The organism is Pseudofrankia saprophytica (assembly GCF_000235425.2).
GTDB lineage: Bacteria > Actinomycetota > Actinomycetes > Frankiales > Frankiaceae > Pseudofrankia > Pseudofrankia saprophytica.
In genome coordinates this window covers 1,142,756-1,154,168 of the sequence record NZ_KI912267.1, presented here as the reverse complement: position 1 = coordinate 1,154,168, position 11,413 = coordinate 1,142,756, and the positions used below count along the sequence as shown (strand labels likewise).

Sequence of the window (11,413 nt, the reverse complement as noted above, 5' to 3'; positions counted from 1 at the left end):
CCCCTGCCCCGCCTGCCCCGCCTGCCTCGCCCGCGCCGGTTCGGCGTGCGAAGCAGGCGCCAGTGGCCTCGCCAGGCGACGGCTGGGTACCCGACATCGACCTGATCCCGCCTCCCGTGGCCCCGCCCCGGGGCCCCTGGTGGGACGCGGCGCCGTCGCCCGTGCCAGCCGAGCCGCCGGAACCGCCCACGCCCACGCCCACGCCCACGGCCGCGGCCGCGGCCGCGGCCGCCAGCCCGATCGCCTCCGGCGCTGACGGCGACCCGGCGACCTCCGGCGAGCCCGCTGGCCCAGTCGGACCCCCAGGCGATGTCGACCCTTCCGGCGCGCTCCCGGCAGCCGTTGGCCGGCTGGACGCGCCCGACCTGCCTGGTGCCCTCGACCCGCCTGGTGCCCTTGACCCGCTCGGCGTCGTTGACCCGCCCGACGCCGTTGACTCCGGCTGGGATGTCCACGACCAGGCCGGTTACGCCGGCTGGCTCGAGCCAGCCGGCGTCGACGCGCCTGCCCTCCGAGACGGTGGCCCGGGCGCCGCCGCCGACGCCCAGGGCGCGGTCGGTGCCGCCGCCGACGAATGGGCCTTCCCCGCCGGGACGACGGGTCCCGCCGAGCCCGGCGTGGGCCCGACGCGGGCCTGGTTCGGCTACGGCCAGGCGCCGCCCCCGCCACCGTTCCCACCGCCGGGCGAGACGGCCGGCCCGGCGAGCCTGCCGGCGCCGGTGGTCTACACCCCGCCGCCCGCGCCCCGGCCGGCCCCCGCGCCGCCGGTGCCGACCGACTACCAGACCATCGAGGACGACGGGTTCGGCGCGCCCGGCTCGTTCGTCGCCGCCAGGCAGGGGGAGCCGCGATCGCTGGCCTCCCTCGCGTCCCCCGAGGTCTTCGCCGCGGCCTGGTGGCGGGGGATGGAGCTGGCCGGGCGCGGGGTTCTCGCGCCGGTGCCGGCCACCCGGCTGGGCGGGCGGCGGGTCCTCGTCGGCGGGTTCGGCGGCGGCAGCGGGCGTACCACCGTGGCAGCGGGGCTGGGGATCGCGCTCGCCGCCCGGCGAGGTGGCCGGGTCGTCGCGGTCGACGCCTGCCCCGACCAGGGCGGCCCGTTGGCCGACCGGGCCGGTGTGCCGGGCCGTGGGGTGGGTCTACGCGAGCTGGCCCTCGCGGACCCGCCGGTCGCGTCGCTGGCCGAGGCACGCCGCTTCCTGGGTACCGTCCGGCCGTTCGGGCTGGAGGTGCTGCCCGGGCTGCGCAACCTGACCGGACCCGGGCTCACCCCGGCGGAGGCCGCCTGGGCCGTCGATCTGCTCGAGCGACTCTTCCCGGCCGTCGTCGTCGATGGCCCGCCCGGCTGGACGCAGCCGGTGCCGGCGGTACTCCTGGCCCGCGCGGACACGGTGGTGCTCACCGCCAAGGCCGGTCCCACGGAGGCCGGCTGTGCCCAGGACGCACTGACCGCGCTAGCGGCCGCCCGTGGCGACCTGCCGGCCGGCACGGTCGCGGTGTTCGTCGAGACGGCCCCGCCGCCCAGCCGCGGCCTGCGCCGGCCGGTGTCGCGGGAGCAGCCAGGGCTGGACGAGCCGGTGCACGCCGTGCTGACCATTCCGTTCGACCCGTCGCTCGCCGGTGGCGCACCGGTGCGGTGGGACCGGCTGCACCCGCGCACCCAGGCCGCGTTCGAGGAGCTCGCGGCCGTCGTCGACGAGGCGCCGCTGGGTCCCGGGGTTCCAGGGCACGAGGTTTCCCGCGCGGAGGCGGTCCGCGAGGTCGGCTGGGCGGGCGGCCACGAGGCTCCCTGGGAGGGGCGCGAACCGGCGGGGCTGTCGCGGCGACCCGCGGTGGCGGGCCGCCGTGGGCCCGGAAACCCGAGCGATGAGCCCACCGTCCCGCGGTCCCGCGCCAACCGACCGGACCGGGGCGCCCCGCTCCTCGGCCCACGCGGATAGCCGGCGCCCCGGCCAGGCCGGAGGTCCCCATAGGGTTGGCCGGTGGCAGTGGACCTGTTGACCCCGCCGGGGCAGGGCGACGCCGGCCAGGCCGACCCACGGCTGCGGGCAGCCCTCGACTCCGCTGACGTGGGCGCCGTGGCCGCGGCGCTGGCCGTCTCCAGGGTCTTCGTCGGCGTCGAGTCCCGGCTGCTGGAGCTCGCTGCCGAGCAGCCCGGCCGCCGGCTCCCTTCCGAGAAGGCGTCGGAGATGGTGCTCGCGACCCTGCGGATGCCGTCGGGCATGACGGCACTGCCGGTCTTCAGCAGCGTGGCGGCGCTGTCCGCCTGGCGATCGGCGGCGCGCCCGGTGCCGGTGTCGGCGGCGGACGCCTGCGCCGAGGCGGCTCGGCTGGGCCACGGGACCGTCGTCGTCGACGTGGCCGGCCCCGTGACCGTGAGCCTCGACGTCAGCGCGCTGGCCGCGGGCGTCGGTCTCGCGGCCAGCCCTTCGGACGCCGCCGGCGCGGGGCAGGGCGCCGCTGACCCGGCCGGCGCAGACAACGCGCCATCGGGGCTGCGGCCGCCGGCACGGCCCTGGGACGCCGCCCGCGGACGGCGGGTGGCGGCCGAGCTGGACGCGCTCGCCACCGCCGGGCTCGCCAGGGGCGCGCGGCTGTGGCACGCCGAGCTCGTCACCGGCACTGGCGAGGCCAGCGAGGTGATCGCGCTCACGGTGGCCGGGAGCGGCCCCGCGGGCGAGGCACGGCTCGACGAGATCGCGCTCCGGTTGCGGGCCGCCGTCGCCGGTCCTGGGGAGAGAGCCCTCGCCGTCGTGTTCATCGACTCCCAGGACGTCGCCGGGCTGCGCCGCGCACTCGGTCGGGGGATCACCCCGCGCCGGTGGCGGCGGCGATAGGTCCGCCAGTCCGTCGGCGCGCGGCCGGACCGATCGCGGCAGGTCTGCTACGCTGGCTCAGACCGCCTGCCGACGGTCGGCATAGGGACCGGTTCCTGTGCGTCACAGATCGCGACGCCAATCTGGGCGTCGTCAGTCTGAGCGCATGGGCTTAGCGGCCACACATGTCGTTCTGACGCTCCTCACCGGGAGCGGCACTGGGACAGCCTCGTAAGGGGCGTCCCGGCGATCGGCAGGGCCAAGCGGGGGTTCGCCCTCCACCCGAGTCACCGCCCGGCACGTGCCGGGTCCGGCCGATCGTCGATCGGTTCATGTAGGTGGCTGGGTCGCCGGTCGGCCGAGCTGTTCCCTTCGGGCAGTACGTCGGCCGGGAGCCCGGGGTTTCCGGGCTTGGTGCTCCGCTGCGGTGAGGTCGTGCCCGCGCGTCGAGCCATGGAGGAAACCAGATCAGCACAGAGTCACGCATCAACGACCGCATCCGCGTTCCTGAGGTCCGCCTCGTCGGCGCGGAGGGCGAGCAGATCGGCATCGTCTCCATCCAGGAGGCCATGCGGCTGGCGCAGGAGGCCGATCTCGACCTTGTCGAGGTCGCCCCGACCGCCCGGCCGCCCGTCTGCAAGCTGATGGACTATGGGAAGTTCAAGTACGAGTCCGACCAGAAGCGTCGTGAGGCTCGGAAGAACCAGGTCCAGACGGTCATCAAGGAGATGAAGCTCCGACCGAAGATCGACCCGCACGACTACGAGACCAAGAAGGGTCACGTCGTGCGCTTCCTCAAGGCCGGCGACAAGGTGAAGATCACCATCATGTTCCGCGGTCGAGAGCAGTCGCGACCGGAGCTCGGTATCCGGCTCCTGCAGCGGCTCTCGACCGACGTCGCCGAGCTGGGGTACGTCGAGGCTCAGCCCAAGCAGGACGGTCGGAACATGACGATGGTCATGGCTCCGCACAAGGGCGCCCGCACGCTGCGCACCCCAGAGCAGGCGGGCACCGTCTAACACTTCAGGGCCGCCCGACGGCCACGCCGCCCAGCGGCGGTCGTCGGGCGGTGAGCTGCCTGGACGTCGGCCCTGCCCCGGCCGAACGTCGTCTACGGGCGGCGCGCTCCCGCGCGCCGTGTGGCCGGCCTTGGCCGGTCCGACTCCCCTCGACCCACCTCAGGACAGAACATGCCCAAGATGAAGCCGCACAGCGGAGCCTCCAAGAGGTTCCGTGTCACCGGCACAGGCAAGATCATGCGTCGCCGGGCCAACCGCGCCCACCTCCTCGAGCACAAGACGAGCCGCCGGACCCGGCGGCTCAACCCCGAGGTGACGCTGGCCCCGGCGGACAACCGCCGTATCTCGCGCATGCTCGCCCGCTGACCGTGTTCGCTGGCCCCTCGGTGAGCTGACCCAGGGCCGTCACGTCCTCGGCGCCCGGCGCCCAGCGGCGGACGACAAAAAATTAGGAGAAAGTGCCCTCATGGCACGCGTGAAGCGGGCGGTAAACGCCCAGAAGAAGCGCCGCACGACCCTCGAGCAGGCGAGCGGCTACCGCGGCCAGCGGTCCCGGCTGTACCGCAAGGCCAAGGAGCAGATGCTCCACTCGATGAACTACGCCTACCGGGACCGTCGCGCCCGTAAGGGCGACTTCCGGCAGCTGTGGATCACCCGCATCAACGCGGCCGCGCGTGCCAACGGCATGACCTACAACCGCTTCATCCAGGGGCTGAAGATCGCCGGTGTCGAGGTCGACCGCAAGATCCTGGCCGACCTCGCGGTCAACGACGCGGCGGCGTTCACGGCACTGGTCGAGGTCGCCAGGGCCGCTGTGCCGCCGGTGGCGGAGGCCGACTCGGAGCCGTCGGCCGCCTGAGCGGGCCGCCGCACGGTGTGCCTTACGGAAGCGGAGTGCCATACGGAATGAGTCTTCTCCCCTCAGCCGGGCCGGGCCGACGAGACACGGTCGGCCCACGTGGTGATGGGAAAGACTCGGTGACCGCCCGCCGGCCCGGCGCCGTCACGACGGCGCTGGGGCCGCGGGCGGCCAGCGTGGCCGCCGCCAGGCGGCTGCGGCGTCCCTCGGCCCGGCGGGCCGAGGGACTGTTCCTCGCTGAGGGTTTCCAGGCCGTCGAGGCGGCGCTGGCCGCCGGTCGGCTCGTCGAGCTGTTCGTCGGTGAGTCCGCCGCCGACCGCCACGGCGCGCTCGTCGCCGCAGTCGCCGCCGCTGGACCGCCGGTGCGGTCCGTGACCGACGCCGCCGCGGCGGCCCTGTCCGAGACGGTCACCCCCCAGGGTCTCGTCGGGGTCGCCACGCTGCTCGGCACCCGCCTCGCGGACCTGCCAGGCATTCCGGCCGCGGTCCCGGCTGGCTTCGGCTCCACCGGCCGGGCGGGACCCGTGGGCGCCGCCGCACCGGGACCGGTCCGGGCGCGCGGGGGAGAATCTGGCCCGGGAGTGGGACCGGCCCTGGTCGCGGTCTGCGTCGCCGCGAACGACCCGGGCAACGCCGGGACGGTGATCCGCACCGCGGACGCCGCCGGCGCCGACGCCGTCATCTTCGCGGGCGAGGGCGTCGACCCGTTCGGCGGCAAGTGCGTCCGTTCCAGCGCCGGGAGCCTCTTCCACCTGCCGGTCGTCGTCGAACCGGACCTCGCCGCGGCCCTGGACTGGCTGCGCTCCGCCGGCTGCCGCGTGGTCGCGACCTCGGGTCATGGCGCCCGCGACCTCTACGACGCGGCCGACGCCGGCGAGCTCGACGCGCCCACCGGATGGCTGTTCGGCAACGAGGCGCACGGTCTGCCACCCGAAGTCCTGACCGCCGCGGACGCGGTGCTTCGGGTACCGGTGTACGGTCAGGCCGAGTCGTTGAATCTTGCGGTCGCGACGGCCCTGTGTCTTTACGCGTCCGCACGGGCGCGCAGAATGGCCAGATCCGGTACTCACGGCACCGGGGGAGGTGGACGACCGTGACCCATACAGTCACGTCGGCGCCCACCCGCGTGGGCGGGCAGGCCGCGGGCCCAGCCGGCGCCACGGGCGAGGTCAACGGCGAGGTTGTGGGACAGGCTGGCACCGCCGTGCCAGCCTCCGCCACTGGCGAAGGGCCGCCCGCCGCGGCCGCGTCGGTGTCCGCGACGGCCTACGACGCCCTGCCAGACGCGGTGGTCGTCACCGACGGGGACGGCGTGGTGCTGATCCTCAACGCCGCCGCGGCTGGTCTGACCGAGATCGACCAGCACGCCGCCGCCGGGCGCCATGTCACCGAGGTGCTACCGCTGGTCGACGAGCGCGGCAACGACTGGTGGGAGGCGTCCGGCGCGGGGCGCGGGCTGCCGCGGGTGACCGGCCAGCCGGAGCGCCGGCTCACCTACGCCGGGCCCGCGCATGACCACGACTTCAACGTCACGGTCCGCTACACCCGCGAGGCCGGGCGGCTCGTCCAGGTCGCTCTCTGCCTGCGTGACACCGCGAGCCGGGAGCGGATCGAGCGCAACCGCTCCGACCTCGTCGCCACCGTCGCGCACGAGCTGCGGTCCCCGCTCACCAGCGTGAAGGGGTTCACCGCGACGTTGCTGGCCAAATGGGAGCGGTTCACCGACGAGCAGAAGAAGCTCATGCTCAACACGGTCAACACGGACGCCGACCGGGTGACCCGGCTGCTGACCGAGCTGCTCGACGTCTCCCGGATCGACGCCGGCCGCATCCAGATCCGCAAGCAGATCGCCGACCCGAAGGCCATCCTTCGCCGGGTCCTCGCCGGCAAGATCGCCTCAGGCACCGCCGGGGCGGACCGGTTCGTCGTCCACGAGGACGGCGAGCTGCCGGAGATGTGGATCGATCCGGACAAGATCGAGCAGGTGCTGCACAACCTCGTCGACAATGCTCTGCGCCACGGGGCGGGTACGGTGACAGTCGTCGTGCGCGGTGCGGAGACGGGAGCCGAGGTGAGCGTGGCCGACGAGGGCGAAGGCGTGCCGGAGGCCAACGCCTCGCGCGTCTTCACCAAGTTCTGGCGGGGAGCGAGCCGGGGCAACGGCACCGGTCTGGGTCTCTACATCGCCAAGGCGCTGATCGAGGCGCACGGCGGCACCATCGTGGTCGGCCGTGCCGCCGGCGGCGGCGCGGAGTTCCGATTTTCCTTGCCCGCCGGGGCCCCCGTCTTCACCTAGCCGCTGCCGCTGCTGGAAGACCGAGGAGCCCTGGCGGGCTGGAACGAGGCGGGTGACCCTGTTCGCTGCCCTTCGGTCAGCTTCCCGTTAGCCCGCGATGTCCACCCCGAGGACGACCCCCGGACCCCCGGTGTCGAGCTTCGCTCGACCGGGCGAGATCACGTTGGCGCCCGGCGCGCGGATGACGCACCCAAGATTTCGTACCCCCGATGTATCCGACGACGAGGCTGATACCGGATTCGATGAGATGACCGAGACGATGACCGATCCGCAGCCCGCCGCGGCGGGCGGGCCGCTCGACCCCGCCAGCCTCGAGGCCGCGGTGGCCGAGGCGCTGGCCGCGCTCGCCGCCGCCGCCGACCTCACGGGCCTCGCCGACGTGCGTGGCACGCACGTCGACGGCCGCTCGGCCCCGCTGGTCCTTGCCCGCCAGAAGCTCGGCTCGCTGCCCCGCGAGGACCGTGCCGAGGCCGGCCGCCGGCTCAACGACGCGCTCGGCACCGTCCGCGACGCGCACACTGCCCGGCTCGCCGAGCTCACCGCCGAGCGCGACGCGCGCGTGCTGGTCGAGGAGCGGGTCGACGTGACCGTGCCGACCCGCCGCCGCCACCCCGGCGCGCGCCATCCCCTCGCCGTGCTCTCCGAGCGCCTCGTCGACACCTTCGTCGCGATGGGCTACGAGGTCGCCGAGGGCCCCGAGGTCGAGCACGACTGGTTCAACTTCGAGGCGCTCAATCTCGACCCCGACCACCCGGCCCGCAGCGAGCACGACACGCTCTACGTCGAGCCGGAGGGCTCCGGCCGGCTGCTGCGCACGCACACCTCGCCGGTGCAGATCCGCGCGCTGCTGTCGCGCCCGCTGCCGGTCTACGTCGTCGCGCCCGGGCGCACCTACCGCAACGACACCGTCGACGCGACGCACTCGCCGGTGTTCGGCCAGCTGGAGTGCCTCGCGGTCGACGAGGGCATCACGATGGCCGACCTGCGCGGCACGCTGGAGGTGTTCGCGGCGGAGCTGTTCGGCTCGGGCCTCGCGACCCGGCTGCGCCCGCACTACTTCCCGTTCACCGAGCCGAGCGCCGAGCTGGACGTGCAGTGCTTCAACTGTCGCGGCGAGGCAGCCCGGCAGCCCTGCCGGGTCTGCTCCGACGCGGGCTGGATCGAGGCGGGCGGCTGCGGCATGGTCGACCCGAACGTGCTGCGCGCCGCGGGCGTCGACGCCAGCCGGTACAGCGGGTTCGCGTTCGGCATGGGCCTGGAGCGGGCCGCGATGATGCGCCACGGCGTCCGCGAGATCCGGGACTTCGTCGACGGCGACGTCCGGTTCAGCCTCCCGTTCGGAATCGAGGGCTAGCGCCGTGCTGATCCTGATGTCCTGGCTGCGCGAGCACGTGCCAGGTCTGCCACCGGCTCCCGCGGTCGCCGACGCGCTGATCCGCGCCGGATTCGAGGTGGAGGGCGTCGAGGCCGTCGGCCAGGGCCTCGCCGGCGTCGTCGTCGGCGAGGTGCTGGCCATCGACGAGGTCGCGGCCAAGAAGAAGAGCGTCCGCTGGTGCCAGGTCCGGGTCGCCGAGCCGACCGCCGGCGATCCGGACACGGGCGTGCGCGGCATCATCTGCGGCGCGTTCAACTTCGCGGTCGGTGACCGGGTCGCGGTCGCGCTGCCCGGCGCGGTGCTGCCCGGCGGGTTCGAGATCACCGCCCGCAAGACCTACGGTCACGTCTCCGACGGCATGATCTGCTCGGCCCAGGAGCTCGGCATCGGCGAGGACCACGACGGGATCATCGTCCTCCCGCCCGACGCCCGGTTGGGCGCGCACCTCGCCGAGCTGCTCGACCTCGCCGACGACGTGCTCGACGTCGCCATCACCCCCGACCGGGGCTACGCCCTGTCGATCCGCGGCATCGCCAGGGAGGCGGCCACCGCCTTCGGCCTGACCTTCACGGACCCCGCCGGCTCCGACGATGCCGCTGGCGCCGCTGCCGCTGGCGCGGGCGGCGCCGGAGCGGGCTACCCGGTCGTGGTCGAGGACACCGCGGCCTGTGACCGCTACGTCGCCCGGGTGATCACCGGGGTGGACCCGGCCGCCGCCACCCCGCTGCGCTGGGTGCGGCGGCTCTCCCTGTCGGGCATGCGGTCGATCTCCGTCGCGGTCGACGTGACGAACGCGATCATGCTCGGTCTGGGCCAGCCGCTGCACGCGTTCGACCGGGCCAAGCTGTCCGGTCCGATCGTGGTGCGCCGGGCGCGCGCCGGCGAGCGGCTGCGGACCCTAGACGACGTCGATCGGACGCTCGATCCCGAGGATCTCGTCATCGCGGACGACTCGGGCCCGATCGCGCTCGCAGGCGTCATGGGCGGCGCGAGCACGGAGATCTCGTCGTCGACGACGGACATCGTGCTGGAGGCGGCACATTTCGACGCGGTGGTGGTCGCCCGCTCCGCGCGTCGCCACCGGCTGTTCTCCGAGGCGTCGCGGCGCTTCGAGCGTGGCGTCGACCCGGCGCTCGCCTCGGCCGCGGCCGAGGCGGCGGTCCGGCTGTTCGCCGAGCTCGCCGGTGGCCGGCCCGAGCCAGCCGTCACCGACGTCGACCACCGGCGCGCACCGGCGGTGATCCACTTCGCGCTGTCCGAGCCGACCCGCCTCGGCGGCCGGCTCTACCCGGACGAGACGGTGCGCGGCCGGCTGGCCGACATCGGCTGCGCCCTGGAGGAGGACGGCGCCGACGACGGGGCCGTGCTGGTCACACCGCCGTCCTGGCGGCCCGACCTCACCCGCCCGGCCGACCTCGTGGAGGAGGTCATGCGGCTCGAGGGCTACGACACGATCCCGGTGACCCTGCCGCGGCTGCCAGCCGGGCGCGGGCTCACCTCGGCGCAGCGGCGGGTCAGGGCGATCGGCCGGGCGCTGGCCTACGAGGGCCTCACCGAGGTCATGACGCTGCCGTTCGTCGGCGCTGGCGCCGCCGACCTGCTCGACCTTCCTGCGGGCGACCGGCGGCGGGCGGCCGTGCGGATCGCCAATCCGATCGCCGAGGACGCGGCCTACCTGCGCACCACCCTGCTGCCGGGCCTGTTCGACGCCGCCGCGCGCAACCTCGGTCGCGGCCAGCAGGACATCGCGCTGTTCGAGATCGGCCAGGTGTTCCGCGAGCTGCGCGAGCCGGCGGCGCCGGTGCCGACTCCGTCGGTGCTGACGCGGCCGTCCGAGGACGAGATCGCGGCGCTGGACGCGGCGCTGCCCGAGCAGCCGCGCCGGGTCGCCGGCGTCCTCGCCGGCCTGCGCGAGCCGGCCACGGTGCTGCCGGGGGACGCGGTGGGAGCCGGCGCGCTGGCCAAGGGCCGGCCAGCCGACTGGGCCGACGCCGTCGAGGCGGCGCAGGCCGTCGCCCGCGCGGTCGGCGTCGAGCTGACCGTCACCGCCGACGAGCACGCCCCCTGGCACCCCGGCCGGTGCGCGGCGCTGTCGGCCGACGGCGAACTGGTCGGGCACGCCGGCGAGCTGCACCCGCGGGTGATCGGCGCCGCGGGCCTGCCGGCGAGGACCGTCGCCTTCGAGCTGGGCCTGGAGGAGCTGCTTGCCGCCGCTGCGCGGCGCGGCCCGGTGGTGGCGCCGGTCGTCTCTCCGTACCCGCCCGCCGACCGGGACGTCGCGCTCGTCGCGCTGGCGAGCGTCCCGGTGGCGGACGTGACCTCCGCGCTGCGGGACGGCGCGGGGGAGCTGCTGGAGTCGCTGACGCTGTTCGATGTCTTCGAGGGTGCCCAGGTCGGTGCCGGCCGCCGTTCGCTGGCCTTCGGCCTGCGGCTGCGGGCGACCGACCGGACGCTGACCGCCGAGGAGGCCAACGGCATCCGCGACGCCGCCGTCGCCGAGGCGACCCGCCGCACCGGCGCCGCCCTTCGGGCGTAGGGCGCGCGGCGGCTGGCCTAGGGCGCGGCTGGGGTCTCGCGGCGGCGGCCGCGGCGGGGAGCGCGCAGGATGAGGGTGCCGAGGCCGGGGGCGCGCAGCGCGAGCAGCGTCTCCTCGGCTCCGGTTCCGGGCCCGTCGAGGATCATCGCGAACCGGCGGGCGGCGCACCGGCCGTACAGCAGCTCGGCGCGGGTGGCCGTGGACAGGATCGCGGGGTGCGCTCGGGCGAAGTCCAGGCCGTCGTGGAACGAGCCGCCGGGCGGCCGGGCGGCGGCCCAGATGTCGAACAGGTCGGCGAATCCCCGTTCGGCCGCGAGGGTCGGCCATCGGCGGGCGACACCGGACCTGCGCTTGCCGAGCAGGGCCTGGCGGGTCGCGTTCAGCGCGCCCCAGTCGAAGCCGGCTGGGTCCGGACCGCCAGCGACGAGCGCCGCCAGCAGCGTCGCCTGCCGCCGTGCGACCCGCTCTCGCGCCGCGTCTAGCCTGGCGCCGGCCTCAGGCCCTGCCGCCGGGCG

The 11,413-nt window shown here is 75.2% G+C and carries 10 protein-coding genes; 9 read left to right on the top strand and 1 reads right to left on the bottom strand.

Annotated elements, in window-relative coordinates:
* The first annotated feature begins 62 nt into the window (after positions 1-62).
* The 9 genes from FRCN3DRAFT_RS55660 (at position 63) to pheT (ending at position 10,898) form a co-directional block, all read left to right on the top strand.
* Positions 63-1,937 carry a hypothetical protein gene (locus FRCN3DRAFT_RS55660; protein ID WP_007519926.1) on the top strand — a complete coding sequence of 625 codons (1,875 nt, stop codon included), beginning with the start codon at positions 63-65 and terminating at the stop codon, positions 1,935-1,937.
* Between the two features lie 42 nt (positions 1,938-1,979).
* Positions 1,980-2,834, top strand: coding sequence for an SseB family protein (locus tag FRCN3DRAFT_RS57305; protein WP_007519925.1), 855 nt, complete (start codon positions 1,980-1,982; stop codon positions 2,832-2,834).
* A gap of 446 nt (positions 2,835-3,280) precedes the next feature.
* Positions 3,281-3,832 carry a translation initiation factor IF-3 gene (gene infC / locus FRCN3DRAFT_RS0239355; protein ID WP_076818234.1) on the top strand — a complete coding sequence of 184 codons (552 nt, stop codon included), beginning with the start codon at positions 3,281-3,283 and terminating at the stop codon, positions 3,830-3,832.
* A gap of 171 nt (positions 3,833-4,003) precedes the next feature.
* Positions 4,004-4,198, top strand: coding sequence for a 50S ribosomal protein L35 (gene rpmI, locus FRCN3DRAFT_RS0239350; protein ID WP_007519921.1), 195 nt, complete (start codon positions 4,004-4,006; stop codon positions 4,196-4,198).
* A 100-nt stretch (positions 4,199-4,298) separates the two neighbouring features.
* Positions 4,299-4,691 carry a 50S ribosomal protein L20 gene (gene rplT, locus FRCN3DRAFT_RS0239345; RefSeq protein ID WP_007519918.1) on the top strand — a complete coding sequence of 131 codons (393 nt, stop codon included), beginning with the start codon at positions 4,299-4,301 and terminating at the stop codon, positions 4,689-4,691.
* Positions 4,692-4,810: 119 nt separating this feature from the next.
* Entirely contained in the window at positions 4,811-5,788 is a 978-nt protein-coding gene (locus tag FRCN3DRAFT_RS0239340) for a TrmH family RNA methyltransferase (RefSeq protein ID WP_007519916.1), read from the top strand.
* On the top strand, positions 5,785-6,987 hold the full coding sequence (locus FRCN3DRAFT_RS0239335) for a sensor histidine kinase (RefSeq protein ID WP_007519914.1): 1,203 nt from the start codon (positions 5,785-5,787) through the stop codon (positions 6,985-6,987). The genes FRCN3DRAFT_RS0239340 and FRCN3DRAFT_RS0239335 overlap by 4 nt, the downstream gene beginning before the upstream one ends.
* 259 nt (positions 6,988-7,246) lie before the next feature.
* Entirely contained in the window at positions 7,247-8,341 is a 1,095-nt protein-coding gene (gene pheS / locus FRCN3DRAFT_RS0239330) for a phenylalanine--tRNA ligase subunit alpha (RefSeq protein ID WP_035931838.1), read from the top strand.
* Between the two features lie 4 nt (positions 8,342-8,345).
* On the top strand, positions 8,346-10,898 hold the full coding sequence (gene pheT / locus FRCN3DRAFT_RS0239325) for a phenylalanine--tRNA ligase subunit beta (RefSeq protein ID WP_007519910.1): 2,553 nt from the start codon (positions 8,346-8,348) through the stop codon (positions 10,896-10,898).
* A 17-nt stretch (positions 10,899-10,915) separates the two neighbouring features.
* On the opposite strand, the gene FRCN3DRAFT_RS50360 is transcribed toward pheT, so the two are convergent.
* Positions 10,916-11,413: SCO6045 C-terminal-like domain-containing protein (locus FRCN3DRAFT_RS50360; protein WP_063630336.1), on the bottom strand; the 498-nt coding region annotated here is incomplete at its 5' end.